The following is a 16,923-nucleotide window of genomic DNA, read 5'->3' as shown; positions in this document are numbered from 1 at the left end:
GGGCGACTACACCGAACGTCGTGCCCAGGTCCAGGCGTAACCCTCGTCTTCGCAGGCGGTGGCGGCGTCGCAGAGGTCCAGTGGGCGGAAGGTGTCGACCATGACAGCCAGTTCGTCGAAGTAGTCCGCGCCGATGGAACGCTCCGCGGCACCCGGCTGGGGGCCGTGGGTGAAACCGGACGGGTGCAGGGAGATCGAGCCCTGCTCGATGCCGGAGCCGCGCCGCGCCTCGTAGTTGCCGCCCGTGTAGAACAGCATCTCGTCGGAGTCGACGTTGTGGTGGTTGTACGGCACCGGGATCGACTGCGGGTGGTAGTCGACCTTGCGGGGCACGAAGGAGCAGATGACGAAGTTGGGCCCCTGGAAGGTCTGGTGCACCGGCGGGGGCTGGTGGATGCGGCCGGTGATCGGCTCGAAGTCGTGGATGGAGAACGCCCACGGGTAGAGGTGCCCGTCCCAGCCGACCACGTCGAACGGGTGGTTCGCGTAGACGTGGCGGGTCCAACCGCGTCGGTGCCGGACCAGCACCTCGACCTCCTCGCCGTCGACGAGCAGCGGGGCGTCGGGGCCCCGGACGTCCCGTTCGCAGTACGGCGAGTGCTCCAGGAACTGGCCGCGTACGGAGAGGTAGCGCTTGGGTGGGCCGATGTGCCCGGACGCCTCGACGGCGAGGAGCCGGACGGGCTGGTCGCCGGTGGGCACCAGCCGGTGGATGGTCGAGGTGGGGATGACGACGTAGTCGCCGGCGACCGCGTCCAGCACCCCGAACGGTGACTCGACCCGCAGGGTGCCCGCCTCGACGTACAGGCAGTGGTCGCCGGTGGCGTCGCGGAACAGCGGCGAGGGTCGGTCGGCGAGGACGTACCCGATCCGTACGTCGTCGTTGGCGAGCAGGTACTGCCGGCCGAGGATCGGGTCGGCGCCGCCGGTGTCCAGTTCGTGGGTGCGCAGGTGGCGGGGCTTGAGCGGCAGGTTCGGTGCCCGGGTGAACGCGGCCGGGGTGAACTCGTCGGCGGCCAGAATCGCGGTGGGGGCGTACCGGTGGTAGAGCAGTGACGAGTCGGAGGAGAAGCCCTCCTGGCCCATCAGTTCCTCGGCGTAGAGGCTGCCGTCGGGCTGCCGGAACTGGGTGTGGCGCTTACGCGGCACCTCGCCGACGCTGCGGTAGTACGGCATCTCGCCTCCCGATATGTCCCGTTCACCGGCCGAAGGCGTCCGATAATCGGACGCTGTTGTCCGTTCCTCGTAGCGTCCCGTACATTCTTGTTCCGTGTCAACGCAGGTGCCCGCACTCCTCCACGGCCTGGTGGACGACGCCGCCGTCTTCCCGCCCGGCAGCGCCGCGCTGCACGAAGCCCTGACCGCGCACCGCCAGCACCGCGCCGGCTGGTACGCCGACCTGGTCGGCCCGCTACTGATCCCCGCCTCGACAGTCACCGCCGGCAAGCTGAACGGTCTCGTCGACCCGAACGAGAGCCTGGTGATCGGGCTGATCGGTGACACCGGGATCGGGAACCTGCCGATCGCGCTGTCGCGTCTCGCCCCCGACGGCGTGACATCGCGTCAGGTCGAGGTGGCGGTCGCCAAGCGCGGCGAGGACCCGCTGCCCGGCATCGCCGAGCTGCTGCGACTGACCGACGCGCTGGCCGGCGTGGAGGCCGTCTACGCCGAACTGCCACTGACCTTCGGACTGATGGGCGCGCTTGACGCGCTCGTCGCCGCACGGGCCGACGGGGTGCCGATCGCCGCCAAGTTCCGCACCGGCGGCCTGGCCGCCGAACTCTTCCCCACCCCGACCGAGCTGGCCGCGGTGATCTGCGCCTGCCGGGACCGGGGCCTGCCGTTCAAGCTCACCGCCGGGCTGCACCAGGCGGTGCGACACCTGGACCCGGAGACCGGGTTCACCCACCATGGGTACGCCAACGTGCTGGCCGCCACCCTCGCCGCCGCCGACGGTGAGAGTGCGCGCGCGGTCGCCGAGCTGCTGACAATCGTCGACCCGCGCCCCCTGGTGCAGCGGGCGACGGCACGGCTCGACGGGCCTCGCCCCCTGTGGGTGGGCTTCGGCTCGTGCAGCATCCTGGAACCACTTGACGATCTGATCCGGCTTGGGCTGGTGAACGGGGGCTACGACGCATGACCTGGGTGACCGGCGCCGACGGATCGCCGTACGGGGTGACGAACCTGCCGTACGGGGTGTTCCGGCAGAACGGGGGTCCGGCGCGGATCGGCGTACGGATCGGCTCCTGGGTCCTCGACCTCGCCGCGGCGGAGGCCGCCGAGCTGGTGCTGGCCGCCGGGACGCTGGGCCGGCCCGTGCTCAACGACTTCATGGCGTTGGGTCGTCCGCAGTGGACGTCGGTGCGGCAGCGGATCACCGAGCTGCTGACCGACCCGGCGCACCGGGCCGCAGTGGAACCTCTGCTCGTGGCCCTCGACGACGTGGAACTGCTGCTCCCCATCGACGTGTCCGATTACGTCGACTTCTACTCCTCGGAGCACCATGCGGCGAACGTCGGGCAGATCTTCCGTCCCGGCCAGCCGCCGTTGCTGCCCAACTGGAAGCACCTGCCGATCGGCTACCACGGTCGGGCCGGCACTGTGGTCGTCTCCGGCACGCCGGTGACCCGGCCGACCGGGCAGCGGGCCTCCGCCGAGGGCCCGGTCACCGGCCCGTCGGTACGCCTCGACATCGAAGCCGAGGTCGGTTTCGTGGTGGGCGTACCCAGCGCTCTGGGTGACCGGGTCGCCGTGGACGACTTCGCCGAGCACGTCTTCGGGGTGGTGCTCGTCAACGACTGGTCGGCCCGGGACATCCAGGCCTGGGAGTACCAGCCGCTCGGCCCGTTCCTGGGCAAGTCGTTCGCCACCTCGGTCTCGGCCTGGGTGACGCCGCTGGACGCGCTCGCCGACGCCAACGTGGCGGCCCCCGACCAGGATCCGCCGGTGGCCGACTACCTGCGCGACGTACCGCACCTGGGGCTGGACCTCCGGCTGACGGTCGAGTGGAACGGCGAACAGGTGAGCGAGCCCCCGTTCGCCACCATGTACTGGACTCCCGCGCAGCAGTTGGCGCACCTCACCGTCAACGGTGCTTCCCTGCGTACCGGTGACCTGTACGCCTCCGGTACCGTCTCCGGCCCGGACCGGGGACAGGTCGGCTCGTTCCTGGAGCTGACCTGGGGCGGGGCCGAGCCGGTCAAGCTGGGCGACGAGACCCGTACCTTCCTGGACGACGGCGACACGGTGACCATCACCGCCACCGCTCCCGGCCCGGACGGCACCACCATCGCCCTCGGTGAGGTGTCGGGCACGGTGCGTCCGGCCCGCTGAGCGCACATCCGCCATCCGTCTCGTGCACGGGACCCGTGATCGCACCGGCTGTGCGATCACCGGCCCTGGTTGATCCGTTGATCGTCCGGATTCCCTTGCCACACCGCGCAATCCGAGCCGGGCTCTGTCCGGCCGTCAGCGGTGGGGCAATCCTGACGTACACGGAGGTAACAACTATGAACGATCTTGCGGGCGCGGTCTGGCGTACCAGTAGCCGCTCCAACGACCAGGGGCTCTGCGTGGAGGTGGCGGACAACCTGGTCGACGTCCATGGTCTGGTCGGAGTCCGCGACTCCAAGGACCAGGCCGGTCCCACACTCGCGGTCAGCCCGCCTGGGTGGACAGCGTTCATCGGCGCGATCCGGGCCGGTCGCTTCGAGCGCTGACCGCCGCTTCGGCACCGGTCGACGACGACCGGTGCCGAAGCGACAGCCGAATCGGACAGAGTGGCCTCCGGGTGGTGGAAATGCCGCTACCGGGGCCCCGCTCGGCCCTCACTCCGCGTACCGTCGGGGACACGGGAGGGTGACATGTCGACGGTGGCGATTACCGGGATCATCGAGGCGCACGCTGTCGACGTCTGGCGTCTGCTGACAGACCTGCCCGGCCGCGCGGCCCGGCTGACCGCAGCCGGCCCGATCGAGGTGCTCACCCCGGGTCTGTTCGGGCCGGGCACCTCCTGGCGCGAGGAGCGGGTCCAGCCGGGCGGCGGCACGCTGACCGAGGAGTTCCTGGTGGTGGAGGCCCTCGCGCCGCAGCGTCTGGTGCTCTGTTCCTCCGGTGCCGGCGCCGACTACCGCATCACCTGGAGCCTGCGACCGGTTCGGCGCCGTCGTCGAGGCTGCACGGCGATCACCGTCACCCAGGAGGCGGTGCCCACCGCTCCGTACGGTCGGGTGGTGGCGTTGCTGCTCGGCGGCCTGGCCGCGCGGGCGGTCGAGGCGGCGCTCTGGCGTGATCTCGCCGACCTGTCCGTGGCGGCCGGTGCCATCGGCTCCGTCGAAGCCGCCTGAGCGCCAGCCGGCCAACTCCCCTCGCCGTGACCTGACCGGGGTCCGACCCTCCCCGCTGGGTAGGGTGCCGGGCGGAGGTGCGGCATGAGGTTCCCGAGAGGCCGGCGGCTGCTGGTGATCGCGGTCGCGGCGCTGCTTGCGACGGCGGCCGTCGCGGTCATCGTCCACCGGGTCCTCGCACCGGCAGAGGTGAGCACCGTGGCGCGGGCCGACTACCCGGCCCCGGCCCGACCCGCGGCCGGAGTGATCGGCCGGTTGCCGGTCGCCCCGCTCATCGTCGACGGCAGGCTGCGGGTGTACGCCGCACACCGCCAGGTCTACGCCGACCGGCCGGTCGACGGGCGGTACCGGACCAGCCCGTACTGGTCCTACCGGCGGTGGCCGGCGGAGCTGACCGGGGTGGTGGCGAGCGGCGGCACTGTGGTCAGCCGCTGGTCGGACGGCCGCCTTGTCGCGCTCGACGCGCGGACCGGCGGGGTGCTCTGGCGGGCCGACGGCCCGAAGCCCGCCGCGACCGAGTCGCCGGTGCGGCGTACCGGGGCGGCGACCGTCTGGGATGCGCCTGGCCTTCAGCTCACCGACCTCCCCGACGGGCGGGTCGTGCTCGTGGTGACCGGGGACGCCCAGGCGCGTGGGGTCGAGCTGAGCGGCGGTCGGGAGCTGTGGCGGGTCGAGTTGCCCGGCCGGTGCCGCAGCGACGTCGGCACCACCGCCGCCGGCCAGTTGATCGGTCTGGACACCTGCGCCGGGGCAGCCACGCTCGAGTTCCGGGACGCGGCGACGGGTGCGGTGCGGGAGCGTTGGCGACCGCCGGGCGGCCCGGACGCGTTCGTGGTGACGCCGCTCGGCTGCCGTACCGGCTGGTCGGACTGTCTCGGGCTGCGTACCGCCGGGCCGGGCGACGAGGGCGGTCAGGGTTGGCTGGTGGGTGCCGGCCCGCCGGTCCCCGCCCCCGCGCTGGACCCGGCCGGCGCCGCGCTGGTCGGTGAGCAGTCGGTCGCCGTGCTCGACGGGGCCGTTGTGGGTCGGTCGGCGCGTACGGGCACCGAGCTGTGGCGGTCCGAGGGCCTGGACGCGGCTCGGGTGCTGGCCGGGCAGCCCGGCCGGGTGCACCTGCTGACTGAGGCGAACGACCTGGTGACGCTGGATCCGGCGACCGGGAGGCAGGTGTCCCGCTTCGTGCTGAACGTCGGCTCGGACGGGACCGGCTGGGCGCCCGGGGCGGTGACCGCCGAGGACGGGTTCGTCGCGATCGAGCGGCTTCGCAAACCGGTCGACCCCACCGGCGACGACCGGCGCTACTACTACACCGGCGAGGCGGTCATCCTGGCCGCCACCTGATCGTGGCGTCTTCGACAGCGGAACACCCAACCGTTCCATTCTCTTTGTCGTAAAAGGGTATGTTTTTCACGGTTCAGGTTTCCGGTGGAAGGGGTCGGCGCATGGCCAGGACAGCAGCCAACTACCTCGTGGGCGGGGCGCTCGCCGCCGCCGCGAGCCTGGCGTTGGCGGCGTCGCCGGTGCTGGCCGCCGACCCCGCCTCGGCGCGGGGATTCGGTGTCGTCCGGGTCGAGCCGTCGGCGGACACCGGCGTCACCTTCGAGATCGTGCCGGCGTCGCCGACCCCGCCCCCGACCCAACCGCCACCCACGTCCACGCCGACCGCACCACCGCAACCCACACCCAGTCACGGCGAGTTGCCGGTCACCGGGACGGGCGGGTCGGCGCTGCTGCTCGCCGCACTGGGCGCAGCCCTGATCGTCGTCGGCTGGTTCGCCGCCCGCCGGAGACGGCCGAGCTGACCGTCTCCTGCGCCCGCCCGGTATGACCGCTGACCCTCAGACCACTGCGGCCTCGGCCGCAGCCAGGAACGCGTCGTTCTCGGCCGGGGTGCCGATGGTGACCCGGACCCCGTCCCCGGCGAACGGCCGCACGATCACCCCGCGCGCCTCGCACGCCTTACCGAACGCCACCGCCCGCTCGCCCAGCGGCAGCCAGACGAAGTTGGCCTGGCTGGTCGGCACCTCGGGCACGAACTTCCGCAGCGCCTCGGTGACCCGGTCCCGCTCGGCGACGACCAGGGCGCAGCGGCGCTCCATCTCCGCCACCTGGGTCAGTGCGGCGAGCGCACCGGCCTGGGCCGCCGTGCTGCTGGAGAACGGGGTCGCCACCTTGCGGATGGCGGCCGCCACCACCGGCTGGGCAACCAGCCAGCCCATTCGCAGCCCGGCGAGGCCCCACGCCTTCGACAGCGTGCGGAGCACCGCGACGTTGGGCCGGTCCAGGTAGTCGAGGCCGTCCGGCACCTCCGTGTCGGTGACGAACTCCCGGTACGCCTCGTCGATCACCACGAGCACGTCGTCCGGCACCGCGTCGAGGAACCGGTCCAGCTCGGCCCGGCGTACCGCCGTACCGGTGGGGTTGTTCGGGTTGCACACGAAGATCACCCTGGTCCGGTCGGTCACCGCCGCGGCCATCGCCGCCAGGTCGTGCCCGTGCCCGGCGTCGTTGGGCACCCGCACGCTCGTCGCGCCGCTCGTCGCCACGATGATCGGGTACGCCTCGAACGACCGCCACGAGTACAGCACCTCGTCACCGGGCAGACAGGTGGCCCGCACCAGGTGCTCGGCGAGCGCCACCGAACCGCAGCCGGTGGCGATCCGGTCGGCGTCCACCCCGTACCGCTGGGCCAGGGCGTCACGCAGCGCGACAACGCCCATGTCCGGGTAGCGGTGCGAGGTGGTGATCGCCTCCGTGACGGCCTCCACCACGCCGGGCAGCGGCCCGTACGGCACCTCGTTGCTGGCCAGCTTGATGGCCTCCGCCAGGCCCAACTCACGGGCCAGGTCGGCAGGGCTGCGCCCCGGCACGTAGCTGGGCAGCGCGTCCAGGTCGACGCGGGTCAGCCGCAGCGCCGGCTGGTGACGTCCGGAGTCGGTCATGGGGTGTCTCCCGGGGGCTGGTTGCGGTCGTTCGAGGGGGCGGGATCGGTGTGGTGCGGCACCTCGACGACCACCGTCTGCGCACGCTTGTCGTGCAGCGCCTGACGCAGGGGGTGATCAAAGAGGGGGGACAGGGCATCGACCAGTTGCAGCACCAGGCCGAGCCCGGCGCAGTACCAGAGCAGAGTTGGCAGACCCATCGTGCTCCACCGGCTCAGCGCCCGGCGTACGCCAAGCGGCTGGTCGGCGGCCAACGGCACCGCCCGGATCCGCATCAACCGCTTGCCGAAGGTCTGCCCACCGGAGGCCATCGTCGGCACCTCGTACGCCAACCAGAGCGCGGTGGCGATCAGCAGGATCACCACCAGCAGGGACTCGACCTGTTGGCTGGGGATCGGCAGGTCACTGCGGGAGGTGTCGCCGCGCGCCGCGCGCCGGAAGGCCTCCTGCCAGAACGGCGCCCACTCCTGCGCCCAGCGCCAGACGAACCAGCCGTTGACGAGCACGTTCAGTGCGAAGAGGATGCCGAAGTCGATCAGCCGGGCGACGAACCTCCGGCCGTACCCGGCGAGCCTGAGGCCGTGCGGCCGCGGCTCGGGCGGTCTTCCCGGCCAGCCGGGAGGGCCCCCTTGTGGCGCCCAGCCGGGAGGCTGGCTCTGCGGACCCCAGCCCGGAGGCCCGCCCTGTGGACCCCAGCCCGGGCCGTGTCCCGGTTGCGGGCCGTATCCCGGAGGTGGACCCTGCTGCGGCGACCAGCCCGGCGCGCCCGTCACCGAGTCAGGGGTGGTCGACGCCGCGGGCGCGGCGGGAGTCACCGGCGGGGGCGGCGGCTCGGGCGGCGGCGGGCCGTCCGGCGGGACGGCGTCGACGGGAATGGGCGCGCCGAGCCAGCCCTCGCCGTCCCAGTAACGCCGGGTCTCGGTGGCACCGGGGTCGACGTACCAACCAGGTTCAACACTCACGCCGTCGCTCCGCTTCGCTTCGCGGCGGCGCGAGGCGCCACGCTACTGAGCCTGCTGGTTCGCTCGCTGCGCTCGCTCACGGGGACACCTTAACGACGACAGTTCCCGCTAACCCGGCATGGCGGTGAGACGGGGCGTACCCGTGGGAATGTGGGCCGGGTTGCGGCGCGACGCCGCCGGTGGTGGGTCGGGGCCCACCGGCCGGCGGCGTCGGGTACGACAGAGGTTGCGTCACGCTGGCAAGTGTTACAGGTTGCCGCGGGCTTCCTGCTCCCGCTCGATCGCCTGGAAGAGCGCCTTGAAGTTGCCCTTGCCGAAGCCCAGCGAGCCGTGCCGCTCGATCAGCTCGAAGAAGACAGTGGGGCGGTCCTGGACCGGCTTGGTGAAGATCTGGAGCAGGTAGCCGTCCTCGTCCCGGTCGACCAGGATCTTGCGGGCCTTCAGCTCCTCGATCGGCACCCGCACGTTGCCGATCCGCTCGCGCAGCTCCGGGTCGTCGTAGTACGAGTCCGGGGTGTCCAGGAACTCCAGGCCCGCCGCGCGCATCGCGTCGACGCTGGCCAGGATGTCGTTGGTGGCGACGGCGATGTGCTGCGCGCCGGGGCCCTGGTAGAACTCGAGGTACTCGTCGATCTGCGACTTCTTGCGGGCGATCGCCGGCTCGTTGAGCGGGAACTTCACCTTGCGGGTGCCGTTCGCCACGACCTTGCTCATCAGCGCCGAGTAGTCGGTGGCGATGTCGTCGCCGACGAACTCCGCCATGTTGGAGAAGCCCATCACCCGCTTGTAGAACTCGACCCACTCGTCCATCCGGCCCAGCTCCACGTTGCCGACCACGTGGTCGACGGCCTGGAAGAAGCGCTTCGGCTGGATGCCGGCGTCGATCATCGGCTGTCGGTCCACGATCGGGCCCCGGGCCACGAAGCCGGGCAGGAACGGGCCGGTGTAGCGGGACCGGTCGACGAGCGTGTGCCGGGTGTCGCCGTATGCGGCGATGGCGGCCATCCGGACGGTGCCGTGCTCGTCGGTCACCTCGTGCGGCTCGACGACGCTCGCGGCGCCCTGCGAGAGGGCGTGCGCGTACGCGGCGTCCACGTCCGGGACCTCCAGCGCGATGTCGCTGATCCCGTCGCTGTGCCGGGCCACGTGCTCGGCGCCGTCGGCGTCGGGGCGCACCGCGCCGGTCAGCACGAACCGGGCCGAGCCGCTGGTCAGCACGTACTGGGCGTGGTCCCGGTAGCCCTGCTCGGGGCCGCGGTACGCCACGCAGGTCATGCCGAAGGCGGTGGAGTAGTAGTGGGCGGCCTGTTTGGCGTTGCCGACCAGGAAGTGCACGTGGTCGAGGCCCCGGACCGGGAACGGGTCGTGGCTGATGTCGTGGTCGACAGCGCCGACGAGCCGGTCGACGTCGACGTCCTCGGTCGACTTGGGTCGGTCGATCGCCTGGGTCATCGTGGGCTCCCTCGCGTACCGGCCGGCCTTGTGGGCCGCCGTGGTCGGTTCTTGTGGGGAGGATCGCTGTCTCGACATCGGGTGGGCAACTGGTGCCAGAAATGCTGGTCAGGTTGCGCATTCGGTATGGTCATTACTTATGAATGGTGAGCAGAATGTACAGCTCGACGCGCTCGACGTGCGCTTGATCGAACTGCTCGCCGAGGAGCCGCGGATCGGGGTGCTGGAGTGCTCCCGGCGGCTCGGGGTGGCCCGGGGCACCGTGCAGGCGCGGCTGGACAAGCTCGTCGAACGGCGGGTCATCACCGGTTTCGGGCCCGAGATAGCGCCTGCCGCGATCGGGTTCGGGGTGACCAGCTTCGTCACCCTGGAGATCAGTCAGCGGCACGGCCACGACCCGGTCACCGCCCACCTGGCTGCCATCCCCGAGGTGCTGGAGGCGCACACCATCACCGGCTCCAGCGACCTGCTCTGCCGGATCGTGGCCCGCTCCAACACCGACCTGCAACGGGTCATCGACCAGATCGTCTCGTCCGCCGGCATCACCCGGGCCTCGACGATCATCGCGCTGGCCGAGCAGATCCCCTACCGCACGCTGCCGTTGGTGCGCAGCGCTGTTCGGGCCGAGGGAAGGGTGCTCTAACACCTCCGAGCGCAGAAAGCGCGGCGACACGGCGGCGCGGGCGTACGGAAGATCCGCGATCGTGGCTACGGTGTGCGGGTGGCGAAGGGGAGCGTGCGCGGTGGGCTGCTGCTCGGCCTTGCCGTGGTCGTCGCGCTCGCGGCGACAGGGGTGTGGAATCCGTTCCCGGGCCTGTGGGACTGGGTGGACCGCAGCGAACCCATCTCCGAACCGGACGTGGTCTGGCAGCAACGGGTCGGCGGCACTCCGCGCAGCGTGACAATCGCCGGCGACGCCGTCGTCGTCGAGCAGCGCACCCGGGTCGAGGCTCGCAGCCTGGCCACCGGCGCGCAGCTCTGGGAGCGCAAGGCGGACTGGGCGGCGGTCGCCGGCGGTGACCGCGACCCGGTCGTGGCCGTGGGCAAGCTCCTGGTCAAGGGGTACGAACTCCTCGACCCGACGACCGGGGCGACCCGACGACGTGACGATGACGCGGTTGCGGTCTGGACGTACCGCAATCTGCTCCTCGACGCCCGTTGCACGGAGGCCACCGACTGCACCCTGAGCGCCTGGGACCCGCGCGGCACCGCGCCGCTCTGGACGGCCTTCCTGCCCGGGGTGCACAGCGGCCTGCTCGCCGACAACCCCGGTCTGCGCGGCACCCGGCGGCTCACCACCACCCGGATCGACGACGGCGTGGCCGGGGCGGAGGCCGCGCCACCGCTGCTCGGGTTCCCCGTCGACGGTCGGGTCCACGTGGTGGACACCGCCACCGGCCGGGTGTTGCAGAACGTCGAGCCCGGCCGGGAGGAGCGGCTCTCCGTGGTGGGTGGCCGGCTGCTGCGGATCTCCGCCCGATCCCAGGACGGCACCTGTTACTTCGCCATCTCCGCCCGGGACTCGGCGACCGGGCAGGAGGCCTGGCAGCGGGCCGGCATCAACCTGCGGACCGCCGACTCCGCCGGCTGCGTGCAACGCGAGGACCCGCAGGGCGCCCGGAACGTGCTGATCGGTGTCGCCCCGGACGGCCGCGAGACGGTCATCGACGGGTACGACGGCCGGCTGCTCTGGGTCGGTGAGCCGGGCACCAAGTTGATCGCCGTGGACGACCGTTCGGCGGTGTTCCGGGCCGCCGACAAGCGCTCTGTCGTCGCCCGGGAGCTGGGCACCGACAAGGTGCTCTGGACGCGGCCGGCGAGCGGCAAGGCGGGGGCGTCCCTCACCCCGTACGCGGCGGTGGTGGCCGACGAGAAGCCGTCCCGGCTGGCGGCGGTGGACCCGCGTACCGGCCGGGAACTGGCCGTCCTGCGTACCTCGGCGAACGCCCTCGCCGTCGGGTCGCAAGGCATGATCATCGGCGAGGGGCGGGAGATCGGGTACGTCCGGTTCGGCACGTCCGGAAACTCGCCCGCCCGTCCGCCCGGCGAAGGTGGGAATCCCGGGCCGGGCGGCACCGGCCCCGGTGCGCCGAACAATGACGACTGCGGCCCGAAGCGCGAACTCTGCCCGGACCCGGACGGCGGCAAGGACGGCTGAAAGGGCGGCCCACCTCATGTTCCGGAGGGCAGCCGGGCGCGGCGCGCCTGGTAGATGAGAGCGGCGTCCCAGCACCCGCCCGGCGGGTGGGAGTGATCGACCGGTCTGCCCTAGGCTTGCCGCTCATGAGCAGTGCCGCCGCATTCTCGTACGCCCCTCTGCTGCCGACCGGCCCGGACCAGACGGACTACCGCCTGGTCACCGACGAGGGCGTGGACGTCGTACACGGCCCGGGAGGCCGCCGGTTCCTCACCGTGGAGCCGGCCGCGCTCACCGCGCTGACCGCCGAGGCGATGCACGACATCGCGCACTTCCTGCGCCCCGCGCACCTGGCGCAACTCCGGGCGATCATCGACGACCCGGCCGCCTCGCCGAACGACAGGTTCGTCGCGCTGGATCTGCTGCGCAACGCCAACATCGCCGCCGGTGGTGTCCTGCCCATGTGTCAGGACACCGGCACCGCCATCGTGATGGGCAAACGCGGTCGGCACGTGCTGACCGACGGTGCCGACGCGGAAGCCATCTCCCGGGGCGTCTACCAGGCGTACACCAGGCTCAATCTGCGCTACTCCCAGCTCGCCCCGCTGACCATGTGGGACGAGCGGAACACCGGAAGCAACCTGCCTGCCCAGGTGGACCTGTACGCCGAGGACCCGGACGGGCACCCCGACGCGTACAAGTTCCTGTTCATGGCCAAGGGCGGTGGCTCGGCCAACAAGTCGTACCTCTACCAGGAGACGAAGGCGCTGCTCAACCCGGTGCGGATGATGCAGTTCCTGGAGGAGAAGCTGCGGCTGATCGGCACCGCCGCCTGCCCGCCGTACCACCTGGCGGTCGTCATCGGTGGCACCTCCGCCGAGTACGCGCTGAAGACCGCGAAGTACGCGAGCGCCAAGTACCTCGACGCGCTGCCGACAGCGGGTTCGATGAGCGCCCACGGTTTCCGCGACCTGGAGTTGGAGGCGGAGGTGCTGGAGTTGACCCGCAACTTCGGCATCGGCGCCCAGTTCGGCGGGCGGTACTTCTGCCACGACGTACGGGTGGTCCGGTTGCCCCGACACGGCGCGTCCTGCCCGGTGGCGATCGCCGTCTCCTGCTCGGCGGACCGCCAGGCCGTTGCCAAGATCACCCCGTCGGGCGTGTGGCTGGAGCGGCTCGAAACCGACCCGGCGCGGTTCCTGCCCGACGTCACCGACGACTCCCTCGACGCCGAACTCGTCGTCCGGGTCGATCTGAACCGGCCGATGGACGAGATCCGCGCCGAACTGTCGAAGTACCCGGTGAAGACGCGCCTCTCGCTCTCGGGGCCGCTCGTGGTCGCCCGGGACATCGCGCACGCCAAGATCGCCGAGCGGTTGGACGCCGGTGAGCCGATGCCGCAGTACCTCCGTGACCACGCGGTCTACTACGCCGGCCCGGCGAAGACCCCCGAGGGGTACGCGTCCGGCTCGTTCGGCCCGACCACCGCCGGCCGGATGGACGCCTACGTGGAGAAGTTCCAGGCCGCCGGCGGCTCGCAGGTGATGCTGGCCAAGGGCAACAGGTCCGCTCAGGTGACCCGCTCCTGCCGGCAGCACGGCGGTTTCTACCTCGGCTCCATCGGCGGCCCGGCGGCCCGCCTCGCCCAGGACTGCATCAAGCACGTCGAGGTGCTCGAATACGCCGAGCTGGGCATGGAGGCGGTCTGGAAGATCGAGGTGGAGAACTTCCCCGCCTTCATCGTTGTCGACGACAAGGGCAACGACTTCTTCGCCGAGGTCACCAAGCCGGTGCTCACCGTCGGCCGCCGCTGACCCCACCCGGCACGCGAACGGGCGCCGGGCGAATTCGCCCGGCGCCCGTCCTGTCGTCCGTGCTCTGCCGACATCGGTACGCCCGCCCCGCTGGGGTGGGACGGGCGCACCGCCCCCGTCGGATGCCGTCACCGACAACCTGTAACGAGTGTGCTGCGCACCGCTGTCGATCCGCTCTCACATCGCTATCACCACGCTGTGTCGGGCGGTGACAACGGGACTACGCTGCTGGTTGGTGTGCCACGGGGGTGGAGGAACAGATGCGGTTCGGGATCCTGGGGCCTCTGCGGGTTGGTGGTGGCGAGTCCACTGTCACCGCGGGTCGGGATCGGGTCGTGCTCGCCACGCTGCTGCTGCGGGCCGGTCGGCTCGTGCCGGTCGACGAGTTGGTGGACGCCGTGTGGGAGGACAGCCCCCCAGCCACCGCGCGGGCCCAGTTGCAGACCTGCGTGTCCCGGTTGCGCCGTCGGTTCGCCGAACTCGACCTCGCACCCGAACTCATCGTCACCGACCCGGTCGGGTACGGCGTCCGGACCAGCCCGAACGACCTGGACGCCCATGTCTTCGTTCGGGGGGTGGAGACGGCCCGGGGCGCGGTGGTGGCCGGCCGGTTGGCCGAGGCGCGTACGGGTTTCCGTTCCGCCCTGGCGCTGTGGCGAGGGCCGGCACTCGCCGGCATTCCGAGCGTCAGCGTCCGTCGTCGCGCGCAGACGCTCGACGAGCAACGCCTCACCGCGCTGGAGGAGTGTGTCGACGTCGAGCTGCGGCTCGGCCGGGCCGCGGAGCTGATCGAGGAACTGGCGGAGAGCGTCGATCGGCATCCGTTGCGGGAGCGCCTGCGCGGTCAACTGATGCTGGCCCTGTCGTCGGTCGGGAGACAGGCGGACGCCCTCGCCGTCTATCGGGAGGGCCGGCAGACGTACGCCGACGAGTTGGGCATCGAGCCGGGCGCCGAGTTGCAGGAGCTGCACCAGCGGGTACTCGCCGGTGACCTCGCCCTGGCCGGTCGACCGGCCCAACCCGTCGGCCCGGTCCGTTCACTGCCCCGGGCGATCGGGGATTTCATCGGCCGGCAGGAGACGGTGGCCCGCCTGGTCAAGGAGATCGAGGAGGACGGCACCCGGATCCAGGTGGTCGACGGAATGGCTGGCAGCGGCAAGACCACGCTCGCCGTTCACGTCGCGACAGCGCTCGCCGACCGCTATCCCGACGCCCAGCTCTTCATCGATCTGCACGGGCACAGCGAACGCCAGCCGTTGACGCCGGCCACCGCCGTGGCGGCCCTGCTGCGCCAGCTCGGCGTGCCGGCGGAGCGGGTGCCGGAGAACCTGGACGACAGGTTGGCGCTGTGGCGGATCGAGTTGGCCGGTCGGCGGGCGTTGGTGGTGCTGGACAACGCCGGCTCCGCCGACCAGGTTGCCCCGCTGCTGCCCAACGGCCCGCACTGCCTGGTCCTCATCACCAGTCGTCGTCGACTGGTCGGGCTCGACGAGGGTCGTCCGTCGTCACTGCCGGTCCTCGACGCCGACGAGGCGATCGAACTGCTCGGCCGGGTCGCCGGGGTGGATCGGATCGCCGCCGAACCGGAGGCGGCGGCCGAGGTGGTGCGTCGCTGCGGCCACCTGCCGCTCGCCATCCGGTTGGCCGGCGCTCGGCTGGCGCACCGGCCTCGCTGGCGGGTCGCCGACCTCGCCGAGCGGCTGGTCACCGGGGCGGGGCCGTTGGCCGAGCTGACCGCCGGGCAGCGCTCGGTGGGTCAGGCGTTCGCCCTGTCGTACGAGCAGGTTTCACCGGCGGCGCAGCGACTGTTCCCGCTGCTCAGCCTGTATCCGGGGGGACGCCTCGACAGTCGGGTGGCCGCCGCCCTCGCCGAGCTGTCCCTGACCGACACCCAGGACGTGCTGGACGAGTTGGTCGACGCGCACCTGGTGGACGAGGTGCAGCCGGGCTGGTACGGCTTGCACGACCTGCTCCGCGAGTACGCTCGGCTGCTGCTCGCCGGCCCGGAACGGCAGACGGAGCGCCGGGCCGCCCTGGAGCGGTTGCTGGACCACCATCTGTCCATCACGTTGGCGATCGCCCGGAAGATCGAGGCGGCGGGCAGTCGCCGCAACATTCCCGCGGACACGCCCCGCCGTCCGGATCTGATGGCTGTGCCGGTGGCCGAGGGGCGGGCGTGGTTCGAGGAGAACCACGCCGGGCTCACCGCCCTCGTTCGGGTCGCCGACGAGGAGGGCTTCCCGATCCACTGCTGGAAACTCGCTCGGGCCTGCTGGCGGCTCAACTTCGACGGCGGGCACCTCGACGAGCTGATCGAGACCCACACGATCGGGCTTCGGGTCGCCGAGCGGCTGGGCGACGACGAGGCCATCGCCCTGATGCTGAACTACGTCTCCTCGGCGTATTTCCGGCTGGCCCGCTTCCCGGAGGCGATCCGGTCGATTGAGGTGGCGCTCAGGCTGCGCCGCCAGCTCGGGCTGCGCGGCGACGTGCTCAGCACGCTGTGGAATCTCGGCGTCTCGTATGCCTCGAACGGTGACTTCCGGCAGGGCAAGGTGAAGTTCGACGAGGCGCTCGGCATGATCCGCAGCCTGGACGACGCGCATGAGCTGACCAATCTGCTGCACAACCTGTGCTACGCGTTGATCCGGTGGGGGCGGTACGACGAGGCGCTGCGGCACGCCCGGCTGCACCTCCTGCTGGCTCGACAGGCGAAGGACCTGCGGCAGACCCACAAGGCGCTGGGACAACTCGGAATGATTCGGCACCGGATGGGCGACCTGGGTCCTTCCCGCCGACTGCTGCGGGTCGCGCTGTCCCTCAAACGCCAACTGGGCGACCGTTTCGGCGAGGGGGAGGTGCTCAACGAGATCGGCGTGATGGAACGCGTCGCCGGCGATCCGGAACGTGCCGCGGCGCTGCACCGGGACGCGTTGGTGGCGATGATGGAGACCGGCGACCGGATGGGGGAGTACGCCTCACGCAATCTGCTCGCCCGGGCGATCCTGGAGCAGGGGGACGCTGCCAGCGCGCTCGACCTGCACCGCCGGGTGCTCGCCGACACCGGCCGGCTCGGAGCCCGCTACGAGAAGGCCCGGGCGTTGGAGGGCATCGCCCGCTGCGTACGGGCCACGGATCCGATGGCGGCCCGCGCGCACCTGGAGCAGGCGCTGACGCTGTTCCGGCAGATCGAGTCGCCGGACCGGCACGAGGTCGAGCGGCTACTGGCCGAGTTGGGCTGACGGATCATCTGCGAGTCGGCCACGGGCG

Annotated in this window: 14 protein-coding genes; 10 read left to right on the top strand and 4 right to left on the bottom strand. The window is 71.7% G+C overall.

The window, feature by feature from the left end; all coding sequences use genetic code 11:
• Positions 1 to 6: 6 nt before the first annotated feature.
• The gene (locus ABZ406_RS03620; RefSeq protein WP_357755773.1) at positions 7 to 1,176 is read right to left on the bottom strand and encodes a homogentisate 1,2-dioxygenase domain-containing protein; all 1,170 of its coding nucleotides are present in this window, start codon (positions 1,174 to 1,176) and stop codon (positions 7 to 9) included.
• Between the two features lie 94 nt (positions 1,177 to 1,270).
• Here ABZ406_RS03620 and ABZ406_RS03615 point away from each other — a divergent pair, with 94 nt between their 5' ends.
• The 6 genes from ABZ406_RS03615 (at position 1,271) to ABZ406_RS03590 (ending at position 6,148) form a co-directional block, all read left to right on the top strand.
• Positions 1,271 to 2,140 (top strand): hypothetical protein, encoded by an 870-nt coding sequence (locus tag ABZ406_RS03615; RefSeq protein WP_357755772.1) that lies wholly within the window; start codon positions 1,271 to 1,273, stop codon positions 2,138 to 2,140.
• Positions 2,137 to 3,333, top strand: a complete 1,197-nt coding sequence (gene fahA / locus ABZ406_RS03610) for a fumarylacetoacetase (RefSeq protein WP_357755771.1) — start codon at positions 2,137 to 2,139, stop codon at positions 3,331 to 3,333. The genes ABZ406_RS03615 and fahA overlap by 4 nt, the downstream gene beginning before the upstream one ends.
• 176 nt (positions 3,334 to 3,509) lie before the next feature.
• On the top strand, positions 3,510 to 3,719 hold the full coding sequence (locus ABZ406_RS03605) for a DUF397 domain-containing protein (protein WP_357755770.1): 210 nt from the start codon (positions 3,510 to 3,512) through the stop codon (positions 3,717 to 3,719).
• A 144-nt stretch (positions 3,720 to 3,863) separates the two neighbouring features.
• Positions 3,864 to 4,346 carry an SRPBCC family protein gene (locus ABZ406_RS03600; protein WP_357755769.1) on the top strand — a complete coding sequence of 161 codons (483 nt, stop codon included), beginning with the start codon at positions 3,864 to 3,866 and terminating at the stop codon, positions 4,344 to 4,346.
• Positions 4,347 to 4,430: 84 nt separating this feature from the next.
• Complete coding sequence (locus tag ABZ406_RS03595; RefSeq protein WP_357755768.1) at positions 4,431 to 5,687, top strand: PQQ-binding-like beta-propeller repeat protein; 1,257 nt, start codon at positions 4,431 to 4,433, stop codon at positions 5,685 to 5,687.
• 101 nt (positions 5,688 to 5,788) lie between these two features.
• Entirely contained in the window at positions 5,789 to 6,148 is a 360-nt protein-coding gene (locus ABZ406_RS03590) for an LPXTG cell wall anchor domain-containing protein (protein WP_357755767.1), read from the top strand.
• 36 nt (positions 6,149 to 6,184) lie between these two features.
• On the opposite strand, the gene hisC is transcribed toward ABZ406_RS03590, so the two are convergent.
• The 3 genes from hisC to hppD form a co-directional block, all read right to left on the bottom strand.
• Entirely contained in the window at positions 6,185 to 7,288 is a 1,104-nt protein-coding gene (gene hisC / locus ABZ406_RS03585) for a histidinol-phosphate transaminase (RefSeq protein ID WP_357755766.1), read from the bottom strand.
• The gene (locus tag ABZ406_RS03580) at positions 7,285 to 8,250 is read right to left on the bottom strand and encodes an RDD family protein (RefSeq protein ID WP_357755765.1); all 966 of its coding nucleotides are present in this window, start codon (positions 8,248 to 8,250) and stop codon (positions 7,285 to 7,287) included. The genes hisC and ABZ406_RS03580 overlap by 4 nt, the downstream gene beginning before the upstream one ends.
• 246 nt (positions 8,251 to 8,496) lie before the next feature.
• On the bottom strand, positions 8,497 to 9,702 hold the full coding sequence (gene hppD / locus ABZ406_RS03575) for a 4-hydroxyphenylpyruvate dioxygenase (RefSeq protein WP_357755764.1): 1,206 nt from the start codon (positions 9,700 to 9,702) through the stop codon (positions 8,497 to 8,499).
• Positions 9,703 to 9,841: 139 nt separating this feature from the next.
• Between hppD and ABZ406_RS03570 the strand changes: the two genes are divergently transcribed.
• The 4 genes from ABZ406_RS03570 (at position 9,842) to ABZ406_RS03555 (ending at position 16,895) form a co-directional block, all read left to right on the top strand.
• Complete coding sequence (locus ABZ406_RS03570) at positions 9,842 to 10,345, top strand: Lrp/AsnC family transcriptional regulator (protein ID WP_357755763.1); 504 nt, start codon at positions 9,842 to 9,844, stop codon at positions 10,343 to 10,345.
• 78 nt (positions 10,346 to 10,423) lie between these two features.
• Positions 10,424 to 11,860, top strand: coding sequence for a PQQ-binding-like beta-propeller repeat protein (locus tag ABZ406_RS03565; protein WP_357755762.1), 1,437 nt, complete (start codon positions 10,424 to 10,426; stop codon positions 11,858 to 11,860).
• 125 nt (positions 11,861 to 11,985) lie between these two features.
• Complete coding sequence (locus ABZ406_RS03560; RefSeq protein ID WP_357755761.1) at positions 11,986 to 13,653, top strand: fumarate hydratase; 1,668 nt, start codon at positions 11,986 to 11,988, stop codon at positions 13,651 to 13,653.
• Positions 13,654 to 13,913: 260 nt separating this feature from the next.
• Positions 13,914 to 16,895: a BTAD domain-containing putative transcriptional regulator gene (locus ABZ406_RS03555; RefSeq protein ID WP_357755760.1), complete on the top strand. Its 2,982-nt coding sequence runs from the start codon at positions 13,914 to 13,916 to the stop codon at positions 16,893 to 16,895.
• Positions 16,896 to 16,923: the final 28 nt, after the last annotated feature.

Source organism: Micromonospora sp. NPDC005710 (assembly GCF_040630995.1).
GTDB lineage: Bacteria > Actinomycetota > Actinomycetes > Mycobacteriales > Micromonosporaceae > Micromonospora.
This window is presented reverse-complemented; position numbering and strand designations above follow the sequence as displayed.

Coding starts and splice junctions, on each gene's coding strand:
- ABZ406_RS03620 (WP_357755773.1), bottom strand. CDS start 1,176: ATGCCGTACTACCGCAGCGTCGGCGAGGTGCCGCGTAAGCGCCACACC.
- fahA (WP_357755771.1), top strand. CDS start 2,137: ATGACCTGGGTGACCGGCGCCGACGGATCGCCGTACGGGGTGACGAAC.
- ABZ406_RS03605 (WP_357755770.1), top strand. CDS start 3,510: ATGAACGATCTTGCGGGCGCGGTCTGGCGTACCAGTAGCCGCTCCAAC.
- ABZ406_RS03600 (WP_357755769.1), top strand. CDS start 3,864: ATGTCGACGGTGGCGATTACCGGGATCATCGAGGCGCACGCTGTCGAC.
- ABZ406_RS03595 (WP_357755768.1), top strand. CDS start 4,431: ATGAGGTTCCCGAGAGGCCGGCGGCTGCTGGTGATCGCGGTCGCGGCG.
- ABZ406_RS03590 (WP_357755767.1), top strand. CDS start 5,789: ATGGCCAGGACAGCAGCCAACTACCTCGTGGGCGGGGCGCTCGCCGCC.
- hisC (WP_357755766.1), bottom strand. CDS start 7,288: ATGACCGACTCCGGACGTCACCAGCCGGCGCTGCGGCTGACCCGCGTC.
- hppD (WP_357755764.1), bottom strand. CDS start 9,702: ATGACCCAGGCGATCGACCGACCCAAGTCGACCGAGGACGTCGACGTC.
- ABZ406_RS03570 (WP_357755763.1), top strand. CDS start 9,842: ATGAATGGTGAGCAGAATGTACAGCTCGACGCGCTCGACGTGCGCTTG.
- ABZ406_RS03560 (WP_357755761.1), top strand. CDS start 11,986: ATGAGCAGTGCCGCCGCATTCTCGTACGCCCCTCTGCTGCCGACCGGC.
- ABZ406_RS03555 (WP_357755760.1), top strand. CDS start 13,914: ATGCGGTTCGGGATCCTGGGGCCTCTGCGGGTTGGTGGTGGCGAGTCC.